A 24,117-nucleotide genomic window follows, 5' to 3' on the forward strand; every position below is an offset into this window, starting at 1 on the left:
TGCTTTGCGCAACACCACAATCCGGCAGCCCGTTTTCAGGAAATTGACACTAAATCCTGTGGCGGTAGCGTGCCTGAAGCTCCATTTTGGCGCATAGCAGTAGCTTGACCGCACCATGTGTGGCCACTACATTCAAGAAGCTTAAAGGCGATACACCCGCCGCAACGCAGAGTCCAATCGTTACATGTTCAAATCCATCCTTGTCGTATGCGTCGGCAATATCTGCCGCAGTCCCATGGCAGAGGCCATGTTGCTGGATCAGTGCAGCGCAAAAGGCATTACCGTGGCCTCCGCCGGAGTGGGCGCACTGGTCGGCAAGCCGATGGACGCCACCGCGCTGGAAATCCTCAAGGAAAACGGCCTGGACCACCCCACCCACCAGGCTCGCCAGCTCACCCGCGAGATGGTTCACCAGTGCGACTTGATCCTCACCATGGAGCCGCGCCATGTGCACAATATCCTGCGTATCGCACCCGAAGCCCGCGGCAAGACCTTTCTGCTCGGCAAATGGCAATCCGAAAAAGCCATACCCGATCCCTATCGCCAGCAAAGACCCGCCTTCGAACATGTATACAAACTGATCAGCGAAGGCACCGCCAGCTGGTCAAAGCACCTGTAAATCCATTTAATTTTGAATGACTGCCAAAAGGCCTCCATGCAAAACAATACACCCCCGGTTCAAGACCAACGCGACGACGATGAAATTGACCTGCTCACCCTTCTGGGCGCACTAATAGATGGCAAATGGATCATCATCGGCTTCACTGTCCTGTTGGCGATCATCGGCGTGGCCTACGCCCTGCTGGCCACACCCATCTACCAGGCCAATGCCCTGCTGCAGATCGAAGAAAAAACGCCCAGCATGACCGGCCTGAGTGAAATATCAGAAATGTTCGGCAGCACCCCCGTAGCCGTCACTGAAATCGAACTGCTCAAGTCCCGCACCGTCATCGGCCAGGCGGTAGAGAACCTCAAGCTCGATATCGTGGCTGAGCCCAAGTACTTCCCCGGCATTGGCAGCTGGGCAGCCCGCCACTATGACCCCTATGAAGCAGGCGAAGTCGCAGAGCCCTGGCTAGGCCTGGATTCATTTGCCTGGGGCGGTGAAGAGCTGGCGATCTTCCAGCTGGAAGTACCACCCGGCTACCTGGGCGAAACACTGACTCTCACCGCGCAGGACACTGGCACCTTCACCCTTCACGACCAGGACGGCGTACTGCTCATAGAAGGCAACACTCTGGAGCAGATCGACCGCGACGGCTTCAAGATCCAGGTGCAGGCCCTGGCAGCCCGGCCAGGCACCGAATTCCTGGTCACCAAGCACCGCATGCTCAACAGCATTCTGGAGTATCAGGAAGAACTGGGCGCAAGCGAAAAAGGCAAGGACTCCGGCATCATCAGCCTGAACATGCAGCATGAAAGCCCGGCACAGGCCACACGTATCCTCGACGAAGTAAGCCAGCTGTACGTACTGCAGAACGTAGCCCGTAACTCGGCAGAAGCAGCCCAGAGCCTGGAGTTCATCCGTGAACAGCTCCCGGTTGTACGTCAGGAGCTTGAACGTTACGAAGAGGCCTTGAACGAATACCAGATCAGCACCCAGTCCGTAGATATCACCATCGAGACGCAGGCGATACTCGACCAGATCGTCGAGCTGGACACCATGATCTCCGAGCTCAACCTGCGCCGCGCCGAGATGGAACGCCGCTTCACCCGTGAGCACCCCAACTACCAGGCCATGCTGCAACAGATGCAGCAGTTGGAGCGCCAGAAAGCAGCGTTAGAAGCCCGAGTGGGCGACCTCCCCTCCACCCAGCAGGAACTGCTGCGACTCAAGCGTGACGTAGCTGTGACTACCGAGATCTACACCGCCCTGCTCAACAGCTCGCAGGAGCTGGACGTGCTGCGCGCCGGCACAGTCGGTAACGTACGCATCATTGATGAAGCGGCAGCCAACGTGGAAGAGCCCGTCAAGCCGAAGAAGGCTCTGATCGCTGTTGTCGCCACTCTGCTAGGCGGCTTTATCGGCGTCGCCCTGGTGCTGTTGCGCCATGCCATGAACCGCGGCGTAGAAGACCCCGACGTGATCGAAAACCTGGGCCTGCCAGTATACGCAGCGGTACCCTTCAGCAAGGATCAGGAAGTGCTCGAGAAGCACACCAAAGGCCGTCACCGTGATGCCTACAGCGGTTCGCTGCTGCTCGCTGTAAGCAACCCGGCTGACCTGTCGGTAGAGTCCCTGCGCAGCCTGCGTACCAGCCTGCACTTTGCCCGCCTGGAGGCCAAGAACAACATCCTGATGATCTCGGGCCCAAGTCCATCGGTGGGCAAATCCTTCGTGTCCGTTAACCTAGCTGCCATCGTAGCCCAAGCCGGCCAGAAGGTATTGCTGATCGACGGTGACATGCGCAAGGGCTACCTGAACAAGATGTTCCGCATGGCACCAGAAAACGGCCTGTCTGAACTGCTCTCAGCCCGCATTACCAGCAACGACGCAATCCACAGCACAGAGGTCGAGAACCTGTTCGTTATCCCCCGTGGCCAGATCCCGCCAAACCCGTCGGAACTGCTGATGCATGCCAATTTCAGTAGCTTCCTGGATAACGTCAAGGATGAATACGACATGATCATCATTGACACCCCGCCAATCCTGGCAGTGACCGATGCCGCGATCGTCGGGCGCCATGTGGGCATGTCGCTGATTGTAACTCGCTTCGGCCTCAACTCGGCCAAGGAAATCGAGGTGACCAAGCGCCGCTTTGAGCAAAACGATATCCAGCTCAAGGGCGCCATCTTCAACGCCGTGGAAAAGAAAGCCAGCGCCTATGGCTACGGCAATTATGGTTATTACAATTACGAGTACAAATCAGACAAAAGCTAAAGCCAGACAGAGCGCATGTTCAATGGACCATGCGCTCTCCACCCTCGCCGATTAATGACCTTTACAGGCTCACTTTAAAAGCCATGAATCGCAAGTGCCTGCCCAGCTTCTCAATCCCAGTCAGTTTAATCAGTTTAAAAGGACTTAGTCATGACCGAGGCAACCAGCCCCGATGTCGTCTGGCATCAGTACAAGGTCAACAAAGACCAGCGTTCCGATCAGAAGCGCCAACAACCCTGCATCATCTGGTTCACCGGGCTCAGTGGCTCGGGTAAATCCACCCTGGCCAACGCCGTAGAACAGAAACTGTTTGAACTCAACCACCATACCTACCTGCTGGATGGTGATAATGTCCGCCATGGCTTGAACAAGGACCTCGGCTTCAGCGATCAGGACCGCCAGGAAAACATCCGCCGTATCGGCGAGTTGGCGGGGCTTTTTGTTGATTCCGGCCTACTGGTATTGGCCGCGTTTATCTCTCCATTCCGCGCTGAACGCCGACTCGTGCGCGAACTCGTGCAACCAGGCGAGTTCATCGAAGTGCACGTGGCCACGCCGCTCAGTGCATGCGAACAGCGCGATCCCAAGGGCCTGTATAAAAAAGCCCGCGCCGGTGAAATTCGAAACTTCACTGGGATCGACTCGGACTATGAGGCTCCAGAAAACGCAGAGATCATAATCGACACATCCACACAGAGCCTTGAAGACTCTGTCAGTCAGATCATCGGCTATCTCAAGGCAAAGCAGATACTGAAGGAGACCTGATATGGAACCCCGATATGACGTATTCAACGGCGATGCAGACGGTATCTGCGCATTGATTCAATTGAGACTCGCAAACCCGGCGCACAGTTCCCTGGTAACGGGCGTAAAAAGAGATATCGAGCTACTTCAGCAAGTACCTACAGATACCCCCACCATGGTCACCGCGCTCGATATAAGCCTGGACAAAAATCGAGATGCAGTCGACGCCCTGCTGGCAGCGGGCAGCACTGTTTTTTACTGCGATCATCACTACCCAGGGGACTCGTTACCGGACCACCCCAATTTTACCGGTGTGATCGATACCAACGCCACCACCTGCACAAGCCTGCTGATCGATCAGCACCTGAAGGGTCAGTTTCATAACTGGGCTATAACGGCAGCCTTCGGTGACAACCTCAATGCGGTCGCCAGTCAACTGGCCGTTGAGGCGGGCCTGACTGACAAACAGACTGAAGGTCTCAAACAACTCGGCATCTGCATCAATTACAACGGCTATGGCGCCAGCCTACAGGACTTGCACTTTCACCCCGCCGACCTGTACCAGGCGCTCTTGCCATACCCAGACCCCCTTCAACTACTGAAAGACAAACCCGCCGCATGGCAAAAGCTGAGTGACGGGTACCGGGAAGACATGGCCAAGGGCCTTGGTACGCCAGCATTACACCATTGCGACCACGCCATTGTGGTGCAACTGCCGGACGAGCCATGGGCAAGACGCGTCAGCGGCGTACTTGGCAATGATCTTGCTAATCAATATCCGGAACAGGCATGTGCGGTCGTAACCAATGCTCAGGCAGGCTTTTATCTGATCAGTATTCGCGCCCCCCTGAACAATCGCACAGGCGCCGATGAATTGGCACGCCAGTTCCCAACCGGCGGTGGCCGCAAGGCTGCTGCCGGGATCAACAAGTTAACCAGCGATCAGCTGGACACATTTATCCAGGCCATGGTCCGGCAATGGCAGTAACACTGAATGAGGAAACTTTCATGACCCTGACACCACCCCGTCGGACCCACCTGAAACAGCTGGAAGCCGAATCAATCCATATCATCCGTGAAGTAGCCGCCGAGTTCGATAACCCAGTCATGCTTTACTCCATCGGCAAGGACAGCGCGGTGATGCTGCACCTGGCGCTGAAGGCCTTTGCACCCGGCAAACCGCCCTTCCCGCTTCTGCACGTGGACACCACCTGGAAGTTCAAGGAAATGATCAGCTTCCGCGATCAACTGGCAGAAAATCTGGGGCTGAAACTGATCGTACACATAAACCAGGAAGGCCTGGAGCAAGGCGTCGGCCCGTTCACCCATGGCAGTGCGAAACACACCGATGTCATGAAGACCCAGTCACTCAAGCAGGCCTTGAACAAATACGGTTTTGATGCCGCCTTCGGTGGTGCAAGACGGGACGAAGAAAAATCCCGCGCCAAGGAGCGCGTGTATTCCTTCCGCGACAAGTTCCACCGCTGGGACCCAAAGAACCAGCGACCAGAGCTGTGGAACATCTATAACGGCAAGGTCAACAAGGGCGAATCCATTCGCGTCTTCCCCCTGTCCAACTGGACCGAACTGGACATCTGGCAATACATATACAAGGAGAAGATCGATATCGTCCCCCTGTATTTCGCCAAGGAACGCCCCGTATTAGAACAAGACGGCACGCTGATCATGGTGGATGACGATCGTATGCCAATAGGCCCCGATGACAAGGTAGAAATGAAATCAGTTCGCTTCCGCACGCTCGGTTGCTACCCCTTGACCGGCGCAGTGGAATCCACCGCATCTACCCTGCCCGAAATCATCCAGGAAATGCTGCTAACCCGAACGTCTGAGCGCCAGGGGCGAGTCATCGATCACGATGGCGCAGGCTCCATGGAAGAAAAGAAACGTCAGGGTTATTTCTAGAAAGCCAGTACCGTCATTGAGGAATACGTTATGTCACACCAGAGCGATCTGATTGCAACCGATATCGAAGCCTATCTCAACCAGCATGAAAACAAGGACATGTTACGTTTTCTGACCTGCGGCAACGTCGACGACGGCAAGTCCACCCTCATCGGTCGACTTCTATTTGATACCAACCTGATCTATGAAGACACACTTGCAGCTATACACAAGGACAATGAACGAGTAGGCAACGCAGGCGAGGCACTGGATCTAGCTCTGTTGGTCGACGGCCTGCAATCCGAACGTGAACAAGGCATCACCATTGACGTAGCTTACCGCTACTTCTCAACCGAGAAACGCAAGTTCATCATTGCAGATTGCCCCGGCCACGAGCAGTACACCCGTAATATGGCCACCGGCGCATCTACCTGTGACCTGGCCATCATCCTGATTGATGCCCGCCGTGGCGTACAGACACAGACCCGTCGTCACAGCTTTATCGCCTCCCTGCTGGGTATAAAACACATTGTGGTAGCCATCAACAAGATGGACCTGAAGGAGTACTCGCGGGATGTATTCGATAACATCCGCTTTGAATACCAGCAGCTGGCTGACAAACTGGACCTGCACAATGTGCATTTCGCGCCTGTCTCGGCCTTGAACGGTGACAACGTCGTCAACCGCAGCGAGCACATGCCCTGGTACGAGGGCCCGACGCTGATGGAAATCCTGGAAAGCGTTGAGCTGGTGGAAAACGAAAACCTGACCGATCTACGCTTCCCTGTTCAATACGTGAATCGACCCAATCTGGATTTCCGTGGGTTCTGCGGTACATTGGCAAGTGGCGTGCTACGCCAAGGCGACACCGTCATGACGCTGCCCTCTGGAAAGACAAGCAAGGTGAAAAGCATCATCACTTACGAAGGCGAACTACAAGAGGCCTTTCCTGGTGAAGCAATAACGGTAACGCTGGAAGATGAGATAGACGTTTCCCGCGGGGACACGCTGGTAAACCCGGCAACACCTGCTGTTGTTGGGAAAGCCTTTAGTGCACACGTCGTGTGGATGAGTGAAAAACCGCTAATCACAGGAAAGGAATACGGTTTCAAACTCGGGACCAAGGCTACAACGGGATATTTTACAAATATTGGGCATGAAATAGACGTCAATACACTTGATACAATGCCAGGAAAAACTACTCTCAACCTCAACTCAATTGGCCAGGTCGAAGTAGAGCTCACTGAGAATGCTATATTTGACAACTACAATGAGCTACCTCATACAGGAGCGTTCGCCGTCATCGACAGACTAAGCAATGTTACTGTAGGAGCCGGCATGGTAAAAGCACAATCAAAGAAAAAAACAGGCAACTTCACACAAAAAGAATACACCCAAATCGAAATTGAGCTCAACGCGTTTATTACAAAAAACTACCCAGAATGGGAATGTATAAAGATTTAATGGAGGCCAAATGCGGCTTTAAAAGCCGCACCAGAAAACGAAAAAGAAATAATATTCCATGAAAGCCAATAAAGCCAAAACTATTCAGTTCCTAATTATTTGTTATCCCGCAATGGAGCTACTCAACGGATATATATATAAATATGAACCGACAAAAATAATCACCAACATATATGCGATTTTTTTTATAGTCGTAGCCATTTTAACTCTGATCCGAAGCAGCATACCAGCCACATCAGTAAAAAAACTCTTACCACTTTTACTTTTGGTACCGTTATATCTTGCGATACTTACAGCCAGAGACCAGCTTTATTTTAGCGACATCAGCTTGTTTATAAGAAGCATAATCTTTGGAATGATAGCGTATCTCGCAATGACTACCATTGACAGATCCGAGCTAAACAGCTTTGTATACAGGTTTTGCTTATCATGGTGGGCCATAACTACCTGCGCTATATTTTCAAGCGCAGCATTCGATATCGGATTATCCACTTACGAAAAATTCGGCATTGGCAACAAATTCTACTTTCAGGCGAACAATGAGCTTGCAATATTTTATAGCAGCATATCGGCTTACCTCCTCACCGTTAAACCCAGACTCATGGCAAAACTAGCAATAGCTACAATTTCCATACTCTGTTTTCTAGCTATCGGAACAAAAAGCTTTATTATCACTGCAGCAATAATATTAACGAGCTCACTGATAATTAAGTCAAACAACAGGCACAAGTGGAACTCGCTTGCAATAACTCTAGCCCTTTCACCTCTACTTGTATTGATACTTTCGACCCAGATCAATTTAGATAAAATCGCCACAGAACTTATTGAATTACTAACAGCATATAGTAGCGGGGCCATAAAAATAAGCGAAAAGGTAAACCACTTAGGGACTATCTCCGCTTTATTAGGAGAACGAGACATCCTAATTTCTGACGCAATAGAAACCTTGTCTCCCAAAATCGGTTTGATAGAACTATTTTTTGGATTCGGCTTCACGAACTATGCGCAGATATACGGGAATAGCTTGGGACAAAACTTTAGATTTGTTGAAAATGATGTTGTAGATATTTTCTTCTCTTTTGGGCTGATCGGCATTACTGGATACCTCTTGCTAGTAGGGCATGGCATTAAAAGATTTATCACATTACAACCTACGACGAACACTCACGTTACTGCTGCCTCAATTTCATATATAAATGCTATTTTGCTAGGGGCAATATCAGGGCATGGAGTTTTTTTCACATTACCGTGTGTAGTATTGGCAATATTTGCAGCAACAAGCATAAAAAGGAAAAACTATGCATGAATCAATAGCATAGAACCACATATAACAGGTGCGTATGTAGCGGGCAGACCAACAACTCTACAATCCGCACATACCAAAAAACGATAATTAAGCAACAGAAATATCAAATAAGACCGAAGACTTATCAAAAAAACAACCTTAACTTATCCAACATAAACTGTCCTTGATAGATATATCCCACAAATTAGGACCCAGAAAGAGCATAAGACCGCAATTGAATCATCCGACACGTCCTCAAAACCATAAAGCGTAGGCGTTTAAACTGAACATGAAAAAACCCAGCGTTTTAAACATTAATCAAAGCGATCTAATAATCGGCGGATCAGATATATACTGGAAGCAACTCACGTCTCTTTTAGTTGAGAAAGGGCACCACGTAAAAGAATTTTCAAGCTCTGCTTCACCGACTCGTAGCCTTCCAACCGCAATAGATTTCAATAACCCAACGATCACCAATGCTTTAAAATATATTTACAACCGCGAAGCCAAGCAAAAAATATCATACCACTTAGATTCTATTGATGTAGCACATCTGCATATTTATTACGGAAAATTGACGGGATCAATATTAGGATCGATAAGATCGAAACAAGTACCGATAGTCCAAACTTTACATGAATACAAGCTCGTCTGCCCTATCTACACCATGCACCGTAACGACAAAACCTGCTACGCGTGCGTCAACAATAAATTCTATAATTGCCTATTAAACTCCTGCAATAGAGGCAGCCTCAGTAGAAGTTTGCTCACTACAGCTGAATCTTACATTTCGCTCGTAACTGGAAGCCAAAAAAAAATTGATGCATTCATTACGGTAAGTGACTTCCAAAAGTCAGAAATAAGCAAAATGGGATTCCCCGAAGAAAAATTAACGACTATCCATAATTTCATTGACCACTCGCAACATATACCATCAAATTTTACAGGCGAGCATCTACTTTATTTTGGAAGGGTCGAAAGAGTAAAGGGCATAGAGCATCTGATTAGGGCCATGCATCATCTTCGTGGGCACCACGGACTTAAGCTGCTCATCGCAGGCACAGGCAACTATCTTACCGAAGCCCAAAAGCTTGTCGATGAGCTGGGGTTAGGTCGATCAATAAAATTCCTAGGGCGATGCACAAAGATTGAGATCAATAGACTATTGGGGAGCTGTTTTGCAAGCGTTACGCCCTCAATATGGGCGGAAACATTTGGATTGACGCTAATTGAAAGCCTTTGCGAGGAGCGCCCTGTCATCGCCTCGCGAATTGGAGGCATGACAGAAATTATAGAGGAAGGAACCACGGGATACTTTGTATCCCCAGGCGACACTCGGAAACTGGCAGAGCGGATACTTTACCTTTACCAAAATCCGATAATTGCGGAAAGGATGGGCAAGGCGGGCAGAAGATCGGCCATTGAGCGTTTTTCGCCTGAAGCTCATTACAGAAAAATCATGCAAGTATACAAAACGGTTTTATAATATGATTGCCCAGCTAGACAAAACATTTATAAAGTTATCCAAACGCAAGACTTATACTCGTCTTTTATGTTATTTTTTCGAAGGTCGCCCCTTAACAACTAAAGGGCGGTGGATAAACCCCTTCGTTTTTACTACCTTTAAACTTTTTGAAAAAGTGCCTTTTGCCCGCAAGATAGTAAAGCCATTGTACATTGTCGGCACTGGCCGTTCAGGCACTACAATTCTCGGTTTAACATTATCGATCCACAAAGATATTGCTTTCCTCAATGAACCAAAAGCCTATTGGAACCATATCATTGACAATGAAGACCTGATTGGAAGCTACAGTAAGAGGCCTGGCCAATACTATATCAATCCGAACGAAATATCGCTCTCGAAAATTATCCATGCTCACAGAATTCTCGGTAACTTCCTGACATTTTCTAAATCCAAACGTCTGGTTGATAAATATCCAGAATTGATTTTCCGCTTCCACGCTGTCAAAAGAATTCATCCTGATTCAAAATTTCTTTTTCTCTACAGGGATGGGTGGGATACCTGCCACTCAATAGAAACCTGGTCCAAACGCTTAGGCACTGTAGTGGAGGATGAAACACACGACTGGTGGGGGCGCGACAATCAAAAATGGTTTGCTTTACAAGAAATTGTAAAAGATGACCCACAGCTTTCCCCATACTCCGATAAAATCGCAGACTATAGAGATCATAGATGGATGGCAGCTGTCGAGTGGATATTGACAATGAAACAAGGAATTAAACTGCTTCAGGAAAATCCTGACTGTGTGCTAGCTGTAAAGTATGAAGAGTTCGTGGCTGACAAGAATATCCGAGATAACATCCTTGACTTTTGCGACCTTGATAGAGATCAAAATTTTGACGACTACTGTAACGAGACCCTCACCTTACCATCCCCTAAAAAGCCAATTGAATTACCTGATGAAATTAGATCGGAGTTTCACAGGATAATGAAGGAGCTCGGTTATGAGTAGTAAGAACCTTTACATTCTGGGGATTCGAGGTATACCCGCTCAACATGGCGGTTTTGAGACATTTGCGGAGAAACTATCTCCTTATCTCGTCAAGCGCGGGTGGAACGTTGTTGTCTATTGCCAAGAAGACAGTAGAGTGAGGAAGTACGAAAGTTCGTGGGCAGGCGTTAAACGTATACATATACCTGTTACAAACTCTGGAGCTGCTGGTACAATAATTTTCGATTGGAAGGTCGTAGCTGATTCTCTTAAACACGATGGCTTGTTTCTAACATTAGGCTATAACACCGCAATTTTTAACACTCTCCAGCGCTTAAAAGGTCAAACTAATGTGATCAACATGGACGGCATCGAATGGCGTCGCGATAAGTGGGGCCTCATAGCCAAAACCTGGTTCTGGCTCAATGAACGCGTTGGTTGCTGGGTTGGCAATCACTTGGTCGCCGACCATCCAAAAATCAAGGAACATCTTGCTACGCGCGTCAGCCCAGAGAGGATCAGCATGATTCCCTACGGTGGGGATGAGGTCCTTGAGGCTGACCCAAACCTGCTTTCAGTCTACGGTATTGACCCCGGACAATTTTCTGTGATCATTGCTCGCCCTGAACCGGAAAATTCCTTTTTGGAAATGGTCCGGGCATTCAGTTGTAAGAAACGAAATCACACGCTGGTTGTGCTTGGTAACTTTCAACCCACACTCAATGCCTTCCACAAAAGGGTGATGGATGCAGCCAGCGAAGAGGTCATATTCCCGGGCGCCATCTACGAAGCACCCGTTGTTCAGGCCCTACGCTTTTATGCTCGTTTTTATTTGCATGGTCACCGGGTTGGCGGTACCAACCCGTCGTTAGTAGAAGCATTAGGAGCAGGCTGTGCTGTCATTGCCCACGACAATCACTTCAACCGCTGGGTAGCCGGACCTGAGGCTGCGTATTTTACTACCGAGGATGATTGCTCCCTTGTGTTTGACAAATTGCTAACGGACGACTACGCGGTGCTTGCCATGAAAGCTGCCAGTCGTTTGCGATTCAAGGAGCGCTTCACCTGGGAGCAAATCCTAAGTGAATACGAAGAACTTTTACTTAAGTGGTATCCATCCAGATAACGTCAGGGAACTTCATGTCATCACGCATTCTCGTAACCGGCGGGGCAGGATTCATAGGCTCGGCTGTTGTTCGTCACCTTATCCAGAATACTACGCATGTAGTCGGTAACATCGACCAACTGACCTATGCCGGAAACTTAGAGTCTCTTACCTCAATTTCTTCGTCACCCAGCTATCACTTTTATCACGTAGATATCTGCGATGCAGTAGCACTTAGCCGTGTATTTAACGAGTTCCGCCCAACTGCTGTAATGCATTTGGCTGCAGAGTCCCATGTGGACCGTTCGATTGACGGACCCGCTGAGTTCATCCAGACCAATATCGTAGGTACGTACACCCTGCTGGAGGCAACTCGCAATTACTGGAGCAACCTGGACGCTGATAAAAAGTCAGCATTTCGTTTCCATCATATTTCCACAGATGAGGTGTATGGTGACCTGGAGGGCACGGACGATCTGTTCACTGAAGATACTCCTTACGCCCCGAGCTCGCCTTATTCAGCCTCCAAAGCCAGCTCTGACCACTTGGTACGCGCCTGGCAACGTACCTATGGCTTGCCGACCCTGGTGACCAATTGCTCCAATAACTACGGCCCTTATCATTTTCCCGAAAAACTCATTCCGCATGTGATCCTCAATGCTTTGGCGGGCAAGCCGTTGCCCGTGTACGGCGACGGTTCCCAGATCAGGGATTGGCTTTATGTAGAGGATCATGCTCGGGCACTGGTTCAAGTAGTGACTGAAGGCGTCGTTGGGAAAACCTATAATATTGGTGGGCACAACGAAAAGCGCAATATAGAGGTGGTCCAGACCATATGCGACCTTCTTGAGGAACTGGCTCCAAATAAACCCGCCGGTGTTTCCATATATCGAGACCTTATCACCTTTGTAAAAGACAGGCCTGGGCATGACGCGCGCTACGCCATTGATGCGTCCAAGATACAGCGGGAGCTTGGCTGGGTCCCACAGGAAACATTCGAAACGGGGATTCGCAAAACGGTCGCATGGTATCTGGAGAATCGGGACTGGTGGGAACGCGTTCTGAGTGGCGACTACAGGCTTACACGTCTGGGCGAATAAGCCACTCTATTCAAGACTCAATACCAAAAGGATTTATTTATGAAAGGCATCATTCTGGCCGGCGGTTCCGGTACAAGGCTGCATCCCATTACCCGTGGCGTTTCCAAACAGATGCTGCCCATTTACGACAAACCGATGATTTACTACCCCCTGTCAGTGTTGATGCTGGCAGGTATTCAAGATGTACTGATCATCTCTACGCCTGAGGACTTACCCAACTTTCGCAAACTACTGGGTGACGGCTCTGATTTTGGCATACATCTCAGCTACGCAGAACAGCCCTCACCTGATGGTCTCGCTCAGGCATTTCTGATTGGCGAAGAATTCATAGGCGACAGCAATGTCTGCCTGATTCTTGGCGACAATATTTTCTATGGCTATGGATTCAGCGCTATGCTGCGGGAAGCCGCAAGTCGCACCACAGGTGCTACTGTTTTCGGTTATCACGTTAATGACCCTGAACGCTTCGGCGTTGTTGAGTTTGATGCCAATTCAAAAGCCATATCGATTGAAGAGAAGCCCACGAATCCAAAGTCCAATTATGCTGTGACCGGGTTATATTTCTACGACAATGACGTGGTTAACATAGCAAAAAACGTCAAACCTTCGCACCGCGGCGAACTTGAAATTACTGATGTGAACAATGCCTATCTTCAACGCGGCGATCTGCATGTCAGCAACCTTGGCCGTGGATTCGCCTGGCTTGATACCGGCACCCATGAGTCACTGATGGAGGCCGGCCACTTCGTACAGACGATCGAATCCCGCCAGGGTCTCAAGGTCGCCTGCCTTGAAGAAATCGCCTACAACCAGGGTTGGTTGAGCACGGAAAAGCTGGCTGAACAAGCGAAAGCCTTGAGCAAAACGGGATATGGTCAGTATTTGCTGCGACTCCTGGAACAGGAGCAAGGCAGATGAAAGTTATCGAAACCTGCTTGCCCAGTGTTCTGATTATTGAGCCGAAGGTATTCGGTGATCACCGGGGCTTCTTCTGTGAAACCTTTCAGGTAGAGCGCTATGCCGAGGTCGGTATCGCATTACCTTTTGTGCAGGACAATCACTCGCGTTCCGCTCGAGGCGTTTTACGAGGTCTGCATTTTCAACGTACTCGACCTCAGGGCAAACTTGTTCGTGTTAGCAGAGGTTCGGTATACGACGTGGCTGTCGACGTTGATCCGGCGTCACCTACTTGCGGACGGTACGTTGGCATAGAACTTAACGATGAAAACAACAAGCAGCTTTGGGTACCGCCGGGATACGCTCACGGCTTCTGTGTACTGAGCGACGTGGCGGACTTTCAGTATAAATGTACTGATTATTATTTTCCGGACGACGAAGGTGGGCTGTTGTGGAATGATCCGGACGTCCGCATCCCCTGGCCGATAGAGGCGCCCCAATTGTCCGCCAAGGACCAGAATAACCCGACGCTCCAGCGCTTACTGCATAAGGATCTCTGAGTATGCGAGTTTTAATTACCGGGGCTGGTGGGCAGGTGGGTTATGAGCTAGTTCGGCTGGCTCCATATGGCTTTGAAGCTCATGGTTTTAGTTCTAGGGAACTGGATATTACTAGTCCATTTCAGATAAAAAAGTCAGTAGAACAATTGAATCCTGATTTAATCATTAACGCGGCTGCCTACACTGCTGTAGACAAAGCCGAAAACGAACAGGATAGTGCCTATGCAGTCAATCGAGATGGTGTGGCTAATTTAGCCACTATAGCTGAGAGTTTAGGGATTCCATTCTTTCATATTTCCACGGATTACGTATTCGACGGCGGAGCCCAAAATGCTTACAAAGAAGATGATATAACTAATCCCACAGGATTATATGGTCTTAGCAAGCTAGCTGGTGAAGAAATTCTCGCTGCAACCTGTTTTCGACATTTAGTAGTCCGAACTAGCTGGGTTTTCGGCGCTCATGGAAACAACTTTGTTAAAACAATGATTCGCCTTGGGCAAGATCGTGATGCGCTATCAATTGTAGATGACCAGGAAGGAAGCCCCACCTCTGCAGCAAGCATAGCCCAGACACTTTGGCGTCTTGCTTCACATTACCGAGATAAAGGCACGTTACCTTGGGGCATTTATCATTATAGCGGTTGGCCTGCGTGCACTTGGTTTGAATTTGCCACAACGATTTTTGAGCTGGCCCACCCCCTCGGTTTAACTTCCCGAAAACCTCTACTTTCACCTATTAAGACCGTAGACTACCCTACACCCGCAAAGCGCCCAGCATTTTCCACTTTAGACTGCAGCAAATTATTCGACACCTTTGATATCCCACAATCTGATTGGGCTGATGACCTTAATTTAGTCCTTATAGAGTTAAGCAGAACAAAGTAATGTTAAAAAACAAAATAGTTCAGCTTGCTCAATTTGTAAGCGAACCACACACTAGAGAAATGCTTGTAGGTAGCGTGACCGCCTTGTTCATAAAGGTGTTAGCTGCAGGTGGTGTTTTTTTTATGAACGTGGTTATTGCGCGAAAGCTGGGCGCAAATGAAGCGGGTTTATTTTTTCTTGGATTTACTCTTACCTTTATCTTAGCCGCTTTTGCGCGCATGGGCCTGGATAATAGCCTAATCCGCTTTATTTCTAGCACCTCACAACCAGACAAAGTACATGGTATCTATAGAAAGGCTCTTGTTTGGTCAACTGTTTTGAGTCTGCTCACATCTGGACTACTAATTTATCTCGCAAAGCCTATCAGCACCTACATATTCAAACAACCGGGATTTTATGAAGTTTTAATCGTGACCGCTCTAGCAATCCCCTTTTCAGCGATTTATACAATTAATACCTTTGCCCTGCAGGGACTAAAAAAAATCGCTAAGGGAATGATCACACTAAATATTGTTGTCCCTTTCAGCATCCTATTTTGCATCCTGATATTCCCAATTAACACAGCCATCCTTACGGCGTGGATTTACCTAGGCGCATGCGGCATTGCTGTTTCGATCAGTTATTACTGGTGGCTGATTAGTTCTCCCAGATCTTCTACACGAACAGCCTTCGCCTCAAAAACAATTCTCGCCAGTTGTTTACCTCTGTGGGGCGTAACCGTATTGACACAGGTAATACAATGGTCCTCTCAGTTGATGATTGGGGTGTGGGCGACTAGTACAGATGTAGCACTATTCACTACAGCTCAACGCACTGCAATGCTCACAAGCTTTGTATTAATTGCGATAAACGCAATTGCTGCACCTAAATTTGCCATGATGTATAGCAAAGGTGACACTGAAGGCCTGCGCCGTATTGCTTTACTTTCGGCACGCTTACTTCTGGTAGCGGCAGTTCCCGCCATCGGTTTTATATTTATTTTCCCAGAATGGCTAATGGGGTTATTTGGCGAAGACTTTAAAGGTGCCGCAAACATTTTAATTATTTTAGCTGCTGGGCAGTTTATTAACATAGCAGCGGGATCCGTTGATATTTTGCTAAGCATGACTGGCCATGAAAGAGAGCTTCGCTTGAACGTTTTCTTGGGAGCTATATTAGGCGTTATCCTTGGCGTCTTATTAATACCAACTCACGGCATCTTAGGCGGGGCTATTGCCACAACTTGTGCTGTGAGCTCCCGTAGTATCTTAGGGGTATATCAAGTCAATAGATTATTAGGCTTCAACACCCTCGCTTTTTGGCGTAAGCTCTGACGGAGTTCCTAACTTGGAATTAAACGCCATTTTCACTCTGATCACGGTTGGGGTGGTACTCGTTTCGCTTGCAGCAACACGCATCCCTGCCGACCTCGTTTTGATGGGCGCTCTGGCCTTTCTAGTCATCAGTGGGATTCTCAGTGCCCCGCAAGCTCTGGCTGGCTTTGCAAACACCGGTGTCATTACCATCGCTACCCTCTATGTGGTCGCAGCCGGGCTCAAGGAAACGGGTGCCGTTCAATGGGTCGCATCACGTCTGCTGGGGCAGCCGAAATCTGTACGGGGAGCACAAGTTCGGATGCTGCTGCCCACTGGTCTACTCAGTGCCTTCATGAACAATACAACAGTTGTGGCTATGTTCATTCCCGCCATTCAGGACTGGGCTGCACGGCTGCGTATTTCACCTTCCAAGCTATTACTGCCTCTCAGCTACGCCACCATTCTGGGCGGCACCTGCACGCTGATTGGTACTAGTACTAACCTGGTTGTTGATGGACTGCTGCAGAGTAAAACAGGAACGCACCTTGGACTGTTCGAACTGGCCTGGCTGGGTGTGCCGCTGTTGTGTATCGGAGTTGCTTTCCTGGTCCTTTTTGCTGACCAGCTTCTGCCCAATCGTGGGGGTGTAACCGAGCAGCTGGAGCAGGTGCGGGAATACGGCGTGGAAGTCGAGGTGGAATCGCCTGGGCCGCTGGTTGGCAAGACCATTTCTCAGGCAGGCTTGCGCAGCCTGACCTATGGCTATCTGACCGAGATTGATCGCCAGGGCCGGCTTATTACCGCAGTAGAACCTGACCGTACGCTGCAGGCAGGTGACAAGCTTTACTTTATTGGCGCACCCGAGTGCGCTACCGAGCTTCGGCGCATTCAGGGCTTGAAGCCTGCCAACGGCAGCGTTCACAAGCTGGCTATTGCCAATCACCAACGTTGCATTGTCGAAGTGGTCTTAGGCTCCGAGTTTCCTGCCCTGAACAAGACAGTGCGCGAATCCAAGTTCCGCACTCGCTTCAATGCAGTGATCCTATCGGTTTCCAGGGAGGGAAACAGGATCCCAGGCAAACTCGGCGATATCCAATTCCGGGTAGGCGACACCCTGTTGCTTGAAGCAAGCCAGCAGTTTGCCGAACAATACCGATTCCGCAGGGACTTTCTGTTGGTCAGTGCCCTGAACGACTCTACTCCGCCCGACTTTCGCAAGGCGCCCCTGGCCTTGGGCATATTGTTGTCGATGGTGCTGATTAGTGCGTTCGGCCTGCTTCCCATCATGGAAGCCGCTTTTATCGCAGCCGGCGCCATGGTGGCTACGCGCTGCATCACCGCGGGGAAAGCCAGGCGTTACATCGATCTGCCAGTACTCATTGTAATAGCCGCCTCTTTCGCACTGGGCAACGCGATGACGGTGACTGGAGCAGCTCAGTCCATCGCTGGGCTCATCGTCTCAAGCGAGAGCATATCCCCCTGGCTGGCACTGGCGGGCATTTACGCTTTGACGGTCTTCTTCACCGAGATAATTACCAATAATGCAGCTGCTGTGCTGATGTTTCCGATCGCAATGGCGGTGGCTGAACTTCTGGGAGTCAATTATCTTCCTTTCGTCATCGCCATCATGTTTGCCGCCTCTGCCAGCTTTATAACGCCCCTGGGCTATCAGACCAATCTGATGGTCTATGGCCCGGGCCGTTACAAATTTACCGACTATCTAAGAATTGGTGTTCCGTTAAGCGCACTGATTGGAACTTCATCTGTAATATTGATCCCGCTCATCTGGGCGTTTTGAATTAGACGAAGCAAGTTGTTCTCCTGGTCTGTTGATCATTCAACCGTGAATAGTCAGCCTGTTTTTGAGGTAAACACCTAAATGTTAAACCGTAACAACGGGATCATCCGTTCCAATGAGCCTTTCCTGGCGGTCCTGCATCGTTGGCTGGACCTCTTCGTTATCGGCGTTGCCTTTGTAACCGCACTGCTCTGGCAAGGCACCCGACAGCACCCTGATCACTGGATTAGCCTGTTGGTCACATTGTTTCTGTTCTATCTGATAAACGACTTCAGCCGCCTTTACGGCTCATGGCGTGGCGAGCATAGCCTCGTTGAACTGCGCAAGGTTGCTGGTAACTGGGCTGCCGCCTTTGCCGGGATGTTCATCGCGGATTATTTTATCTTCCAGAATAGTCGGCTGCCGGATACAGACCGAATACTGTGGTTCGTGATTGGTCTGGTGGGCCTGCTTAGCTATCGGATTTTCTTTCGGTTTGCGATGCGGCGGCTGCGTGCGAATGGCTATAACACTCGTACTGTGGCCATAGCGGGAGCAGGCGAACTTGGGCGGCGATTGGCAGATAACATCATTGCCAGCCCCTGGATGGGACTCAACCTGGTTGGTTTTTATGATGACAAGTCCAACGACCCGGTCAAACTGACCGAGGGAGATCTTAGCATTACTGTGCGCGGCACCATGCAGGCTATGGTACGAGATGCGCGTGCGGGCATGATCGACAAGGTATACATCACATTGCCCATGCGCGCAGAAGAAAAGATTCGGCGTTTGCTGGATGAGCTCAGTGATACGACCGCTTCTGTTTACCTGATTCCCGACGTGTTTGTATTTGATCTGCTGCATGCCCGCAGCGAGAGTATCAACGGACTTCCTAGTATCAGTATTTTTGATACGCCAATGGATGGCTCTAATCGTATTATCAAGCGTATTGAGGACATCGCTCTTTCAATAATCATTCTGGCAATTATTGCGATACCCATGCTGTTTATCGGCTTTTGTGTGCGCATGACTTCCCGTGGGCCAGCGCTCTTCAAACAGCAGCGTTATGGTATTGATGGCAAGCCCATTGAGGTCTGGAAATTCCGAAGCATGAAGGTGATGGAGAACGGCGGCAAGATCAGACAGGCGACCCAGGGCGATGATCGAATCACCCCGTTTGGCGCCTTCCTGAGGCGTACGTCGCTGGATGAGTTACCGCAGTTTCTGAACGTGTTGCGTGGCGAGATGTCCATCGTCGGCCCCCGCCCCCATGCGGTCGCGCACAACGAGGAGTATCGCAAGTTGATCAGTGGTTACATGCTACGGCACAAGGTGAAGCCTGGGATCACTGGCTGGGCTCAGGTGAATGGCTGGCGCGGTGAGACGGACACGCTGGACAAGATGCGCAAGCGGGTTGAGTGTGACCTGGACTATATAAGGCACTGGTCGTTGTTGCTGGATTTGAAGATTGTGTTTTTGACGATTTTCAAAGGGTTTATTAATAAGAATGCTTATTGAGGGGCAAGGTCAAAGTCAAAATGGGTTCCCGCGTGCGCGGGAATGACGGTAGTGAGTAGCGGGAAAGAAGGGCGTGGTAGGGGAAAGATAGGCCGGGCGATTGCTCGGCCTTTTTTGTTTCTAGGATGAGGTTACTGGTTCTTGATGAAGTCGATCAGACCATTGGTTGAGCTGTCGAGGGGGTATTCGGGTTCGGATTCGTTGCGAATTACTCCCAGGGTTTCTGTGGCGATCTTCTTGCCCATCTCCACGCCCCACTGGTCAAAGGGGTTGATGCCCCAGATTACCGATTGAGCGAATACCTTGTGCTCATAGGCGGCGATCATGGCACCTAGGCTGAAAGGGCTGAGCTCCTTCAAGAGGATGGTAGAGCTCGGCTGGTTACCGCGGTAGCGCTTGTAGTCTGGCAGTTCCCCCTCGCCTTTCAGCGCGTCCTCACCTAGTGCCAGCAAACGGGATTGCGCCAGGCAGTTGGCCAGGGCCAGTTCGTGCTGGCGTACCAGCTCTTCGGAGTCACCGTTATGCATGGCCTCGTGGTAGCGCAATGCGGGGGCGATGAAGTCACAGGTGACCACCTCTGTACCCTGGTGCAGCAACTGGTAGAAAGCGTGCTGAGCGTTTGGTCCCACTTCTCCCCAGAGAACCGGGCAGGTATGCGTCTGGACCATCTGACCATCACGGGTAACCGACTTGCCGTTGGATTCCATCTCGAGCTGTTCAAGATAAGCCGGCAGTTTTTCCAGTCGGCCATCGTAGGGCAGTATCGCATGGGCATTGATGTTCAGACAGTTGGTGTTCCAGACGCCAATCATGGCCATCAATACCGGTATGTTGCTCTCCCAGGGCGCACTGCGAAAATGGTTATCCATCAAATGCGCACCTTCAAGTAACTGTTTGAAGCCGATCATTCCAATGCGCAGCGCTACCGGCAGACCGATACAGGACCAGAGCGAATAGCGCCCGCCGACCCAGTCCCATATCTTCAGCTGGTTTTCTGTGTGAATGCCCCAGTCGTTCATTTTCTGTTCGGCTGATGAGACGCCAATGAAGTGGCAGTGCATCAGTTCATCCCCACCACCCAGGCTGCGCTCCAGCCACACCTTGGCAGTGTTGGCGTTATACAAGGTATCAACGGTAGTAAAGGACTTGGACGATACAATAAACAACGTATTCTGTGGTTTGAGATATTTGAGCAACTGAGCCAGCTGACTGCCGTCCATGGAGGAGGCAAAGTGAATTCCCAGAGGCTTGTCCCGAACCAGGGTGGAATCATTGAGGGCACGGCTGACCATCAACGGACCGAGATCTGACCCCCCTACCCCGATATTTACCACATCGGTAATTACCTCACCGGTCATACCCCGCCACTGGCCATTGTGAATCTTACGGACCATGCCACCCATCTTTTCCAGCTGCGCTTGTACGCTGCCGAATACACCGGGTTCCGGGTCCTGCAGCGAGGTGTCAGCAGGCACGCGCAAGGCCCAGTGCATTGCTGCCCGGTTTTCAGTGTTGTTGATCGGCTCGGCGCTGAAAAGCCGCTCGATCCAGCTCTTCAACTCACAGGCATCAGCCAGGCCGCCAAGCTTCTCCAGCGCGGCGGCGTCAAGCCGCTGCTTGCTGTAGTCCAGCAGTATGGGGCCGTGTTGAGAATTAAGACTTTTGAACCTTTCAGGATCAGCTTTAAACATCTCGGATAGATGCATATTTTCCAGGCGTTTGGCTTCAGCACTCAACTCAGCCCAGGCGTTCTGGATAGCCGTACTGCCCGTGTCCGGTACTGCCTTGAAGGCGTTCATCGGCCGACTCCGTAGTAGGTAAAGCCATATTCCCGCACGGTAGCGGGATCATAAATATTGCGCCCGTCGAGTAAAACCGGGAACCGCATAACACGTTTGAGGCGCTCGAAATCCGGGCTGCCATACTGCTGCCAGTGGGTAAGAATCATGAGCCCGTCGGCCCCTTCGGCAGCAGTATAGGGGTTGCTGGCGCTGACCAGGTCGGCGCGGCTACCATAGTGCTCGAGTAGCGCGGGGATCGCCTCAGGATCGTGGATCTGCACACGCGCACCCTGAGCCCATAGTGCCTCCAGTACCCGCAGCACCGGTGCGTTATCGATACGACCCGTACCCGGCTTGAAGGCCGCGCCCCAGATACCGATGGTGCGTCCCTTTAGGTCGGTACGGTAATGCTTCCAGAGTTTGCGGAACAGCAGGTCCTTCTGACGCTCGTTGATTTCCAGCACTTCGTTCAGCAAATCCGAACCAACGCCGCTGGCTTCCAGCGTATCGACGAGATTCACCACGTTGGTGGCAAAGCCTGGGCCGCCAAAACCGACACCCGGGTATAAATAGGCGGTCCCAATGCGTGGGTCTGCAGCTACGCCCTGGCGCACGTGCTCAATATCGACCCCGAGGGAGTCGGCCAGATTGGCCATATCGTTCATAAAACTGATTCGGGTCACCAGCATGCCGGTGATGGTGAGCTTGGTGAATTCAGCCTCGCGTTCGGTCATGACCAGGAAACGGTCAGCTTCGCGGCTGAAAGGTCGGAAAATTTCCTTTACCTTCAGCTCCGCATGACCGTCGCTACAGCCGAGGATCATCTGTGTTGGTTTACGCAGGCCATCTACCGCCGAGCCCTCTTGTAAAAAGTCCGGCAAGCACACGACTGTGCTGGTGTTTTCCGGCGTTTCCAGCTTGATGCGTGACTGCAACAACTCGGTGAAACCCACCGGAAATGGCGACTGGTTTACGATCAGCCAGCACCGATCAGGCTCCTGAGTCAAACGCTGGACAATATTCTGGGCGGTGGTTTCATCACCGGTATTCAGAGCCAGAAAAACCGCGCGGCTTTTATTGTCCGGGAGAGTACTGAACTCGGAAAAACTCAAACGCCCGGCCGTGTGCTCACTGCTGATCAATTTGCGCAAGCCCGGTTCACTGTAGGCTGCATGATTAGCGAGCACGCGTTCACGTACGCGGCCGTAGGGCAAACGTAGCGTCACGTCGTGGCCAACCGACGCCAGGACCGCGGCTGTCACCAGCGCGCAAAGGGTGTCACCGTATACATCCAGATGCATGGCAGTCTGGCCTCGGTCAGTTGTACGTGCGGATTAATTGGGCAAATTCATCACCCACCTGAGGATGGCGCAATGCATACGCCAGGGTGGCCTGCAGGTAGCCGATCTTGCTTCCGCAGTCATAGGTCTTGCCCTGCATGCGGTAGGCATCCACAGTCTGTTCACGCATCAAGGCATCGATGGCGTCGGTGAGCTGAATTTCGTTGCCGGCACCCGGTTGGGTAGTTTCCAGCAAGTCGAAAATACGTGCAGGCAATACGTACCGACCCACTACCGCCAGGTCAGACGGCGCGTCGGCCTGGGCTGGTTTTTCCACCACGCCGGTCATGGCGCCGCTTTCACCCGCCGATGGTGGAGTGCCATCCAGTGCAACAACACCGTACTGGGACACCTTATCCATGGGGACTTGCTCGACCATGATCTGTGAATGCTTTGTTGCACCAAAATGGCGCACCATGGTGGCCAAATCAGGTTCACTGCCGGCTGGCTGAAAATAATCGTCTACCAGCACATCGGGCAGCATCACGGCAAATGGCGCATCGCCCACCACCTCTCTGGCACATAGCACCGCGTGACCCAGACCCAGAGGCTTGCCTTGGCGTACACTGATGACCCGCACATCTGCCGGCAAAATGGAGCGCAGAACCTTGAGAAGCTCGTCCTTGCCACGGTTAGCCAGTTCAGTTTCCAGTTCGTAGTGGACGTCAAAGTGATCTTCAATGGCCCGCTTGGCCGAGTGGTTAACCAGCACGATCTCCTTGATGCCTGCGGCGATGGCCTCCTCGACCACGTACTGGATCACCGGCTTGTCTACCACGGTGATCATTTCCTTGGGGATAGCTTTGCTCGCGGGTAAAAAACGTGTGCCGAGACCGGCGACTGGAAGTATGGCTTTTCTTACTGACATTGCGGAAACCCATTGATTTTAGACAGTATTTAAGTGCGGTAAAGCTCAGCTTCAGCCAACTCTGGTTAACCTTTCCATTGGCTCGATAGCGTGCAGAGGCACTTTCATGTGCTGCTGGCGATGTAGCAGGTTCAATAACAGCACAGCACGTTCCGTGCCATCCTGCCTTGCGAAGATGGCCTCAAGCTCGCTGAACGGACCCTTGACGATGCGCACCCGATCCCCAGGCTGCAGCACAGGGCGCAGGGGCAGACCATCGC

At 50.9% G+C, this 24,117-nt stretch carries 20 protein-coding genes and 1 pseudogene; 17 read left to right on the top strand and 4 right to left on the bottom strand.

The genetic code is table 11. The features are described 5' to 3' along the window. The first annotated feature begins 184 nt into the window (after positions 1 to 184). From AAC076_RS13410 to AAC076_RS13490, 17 genes are all read left to right on the top strand, one after another. A complete protein-coding gene (locus AAC076_RS13410) occupies positions 185 to 619 on the top strand; it encodes a low molecular weight protein-tyrosine-phosphatase (RefSeq protein WP_339846514.1) in 435 nt (144 codons plus the stop codon). Positions 620 to 655: 36 nt separating this feature from the next. Then, positions 656 to 2,881 carry a polysaccharide biosynthesis tyrosine autokinase gene (locus AAC076_RS13415; protein WP_339846516.1) on the top strand — a complete coding sequence of 742 codons (2,226 nt, stop codon included), beginning with the start codon at positions 656 to 658 and terminating at the stop codon, positions 2,879 to 2,881. A 150-nt stretch (positions 2,882 to 3,031) separates the two neighbouring features. After that, on the top strand, positions 3,032 to 3,646 hold the full coding sequence (gene cysC / locus AAC076_RS13420) for an adenylyl-sulfate kinase (RefSeq protein ID WP_339846518.1): 615 nt from the start codon (positions 3,032 to 3,034) through the stop codon (positions 3,644 to 3,646). A 1-nt stretch (position 3,647) separates the two neighbouring features. Further along, entirely contained in the window at positions 3,648 to 4,613 is a 966-nt protein-coding gene (locus AAC076_RS13425; protein ID WP_339846520.1) for a DHH family phosphoesterase, read from the top strand. 20 nt (positions 4,614 to 4,633) lie between these two features. After that, a complete protein-coding gene (gene cysD, locus AAC076_RS13430) occupies positions 4,634 to 5,548 on the top strand; it encodes a sulfate adenylyltransferase subunit CysD (RefSeq protein ID WP_339846522.1) in 915 nt (304 codons plus the stop codon). Positions 5,549 to 5,578: 30 nt separating this feature from the next. Next, complete coding sequence (cysN, locus tag AAC076_RS13435) at positions 5,579 to 6,991, top strand: sulfate adenylyltransferase subunit CysN (protein ID WP_339846524.1); 1,413 nt, start codon at positions 5,579 to 5,581, stop codon at positions 6,989 to 6,991. 58 nt (positions 6,992 to 7,049) lie between these two features. Further along, a complete protein-coding gene (locus tag AAC076_RS13440; protein WP_339846526.1) occupies positions 7,050 to 8,297 on the top strand; it encodes a hypothetical protein in 1,248 nt (415 codons plus the stop codon). 268 nt (positions 8,298 to 8,565) lie between these two features. Further along, positions 8,566 to 9,762: a glycosyltransferase family 4 protein gene (locus AAC076_RS13445; RefSeq protein ID WP_339846528.1), complete on the top strand. Its 1,197-nt coding sequence runs from the start codon at positions 8,566 to 8,568 to the stop codon at positions 9,760 to 9,762. Position 9,763: 1 nt separating this feature from the next. Continuing rightward, positions 9,764 to 10,750 carry a sulfotransferase gene (locus AAC076_RS13450; protein ID WP_339846529.1) on the top strand — a complete coding sequence of 329 codons (987 nt, stop codon included), beginning with the start codon at positions 9,764 to 9,766 and terminating at the stop codon, positions 10,748 to 10,750. Continuing rightward, positions 10,743 to 11,855 carry a DUF1972 domain-containing protein gene (locus tag AAC076_RS13455; protein ID WP_339846530.1) on the top strand — a complete coding sequence of 371 codons (1,113 nt, stop codon included), beginning with the start codon at positions 10,743 to 10,745 and terminating at the stop codon, positions 11,853 to 11,855. The genes AAC076_RS13450 and AAC076_RS13455 overlap by 8 nt, the downstream gene beginning before the upstream one ends. A gap of 14 nt (positions 11,856 to 11,869) precedes the next feature. After that, positions 11,870 to 12,934: a dTDP-glucose 4,6-dehydratase gene (rfbB, locus tag AAC076_RS13460; RefSeq protein ID WP_339846532.1), complete on the top strand. Its 1,065-nt coding sequence runs from the start codon at positions 11,870 to 11,872 to the stop codon at positions 12,932 to 12,934. A gap of 39 nt (positions 12,935 to 12,973) precedes the next feature. After that, positions 12,974 to 13,852: a glucose-1-phosphate thymidylyltransferase RfbA gene (gene rfbA, locus AAC076_RS13465; RefSeq protein WP_339846533.1), complete on the top strand. Its 879-nt coding sequence runs from the start codon at positions 12,974 to 12,976 to the stop codon at positions 13,850 to 13,852. Then, positions 13,849 to 14,391, top strand: coding sequence for a dTDP-4-dehydrorhamnose 3,5-epimerase (gene rfbC / locus AAC076_RS13470; protein ID WP_339846534.1), 543 nt, complete (start codon positions 13,849 to 13,851; stop codon positions 14,389 to 14,391). Before rfbA ends, rfbC begins: the two co-directional genes overlap by 4 nt. A gap of 2 nt (positions 14,392 to 14,393) precedes the next feature. Then, complete coding sequence (gene rfbD, locus AAC076_RS13475; RefSeq protein WP_339846536.1) at positions 14,394 to 15,278, top strand: dTDP-4-dehydrorhamnose reductase; 885 nt, start codon at positions 14,394 to 14,396, stop codon at positions 15,276 to 15,278. Then, positions 15,278 to 16,591 (top strand): flippase, encoded by a 1,314-nt coding sequence (locus AAC076_RS13480; RefSeq protein WP_339846538.1) that lies wholly within the window; start codon positions 15,278 to 15,280, stop codon positions 16,589 to 16,591. Before rfbD ends, AAC076_RS13480 begins: the two co-directional genes overlap by 1 nt. Before the next feature lie 13 nt (positions 16,592 to 16,604). Beyond that, positions 16,605 to 18,371 carry an SLC13 family permease gene (locus tag AAC076_RS13485; protein ID WP_339846540.1) on the top strand — a complete coding sequence of 589 codons (1,767 nt, stop codon included), beginning with the start codon at positions 16,605 to 16,607 and terminating at the stop codon, positions 18,369 to 18,371. Between the two features lie 81 nt (positions 18,372 to 18,452). Beyond that, entirely contained in the window at positions 18,453 to 19,868 is a 1,416-nt protein-coding gene (locus AAC076_RS13490) for an undecaprenyl-phosphate glucose phosphotransferase (protein WP_339846542.1), read from the top strand. 131 nt (positions 19,869 to 19,999) lie between these two features. Here the strand turns inward: AAC076_RS13490 and pgi are convergent, their stop codons facing one another. The 4 genes and pseudogenes from pgi to AAC076_RS13510 form a co-directional block, all read right to left on the bottom strand. Next, positions 20,000 to 21,667 carry a glucose-6-phosphate isomerase gene (gene pgi, locus AAC076_RS13495; protein ID WP_339846544.1) on the bottom strand — a complete coding sequence of 556 codons (1,668 nt, stop codon included), beginning with the start codon at positions 21,665 to 21,667 and terminating at the stop codon, positions 20,000 to 20,002. Then, positions 21,664 to 22,950: a nucleotide sugar dehydrogenase gene (locus AAC076_RS13500; protein ID WP_339846546.1), complete on the bottom strand. Its 1,287-nt coding sequence runs from the start codon at positions 22,948 to 22,950 to the stop codon at positions 21,664 to 21,666. Before AAC076_RS13500 ends, pgi begins: the two co-directional genes overlap by 4 nt. A 16-nt stretch (positions 22,951 to 22,966) precedes the next feature. Further along, on the bottom strand, positions 22,967 to 23,857 hold the full coding sequence (galU, locus tag AAC076_RS13505) for a UTP--glucose-1-phosphate uridylyltransferase GalU (RefSeq protein WP_339846548.1): 891 nt from the start codon (positions 23,855 to 23,857) through the stop codon (positions 22,967 to 22,969). Positions 23,858 to 23,908: 51 nt separating this feature from the next. After that, a pseudogene (locus tag AAC076_RS13510) lies at positions 23,909 to 24,117 on the bottom strand (hypothetical protein); the annotation flags it as partial.

The organism is uncultured Halopseudomonas sp. (assembly GCF_963977355.1).
GTDB lineage: Bacteria > Pseudomonadota > Gammaproteobacteria > Pseudomonadales > Pseudomonadaceae > Halopseudomonas.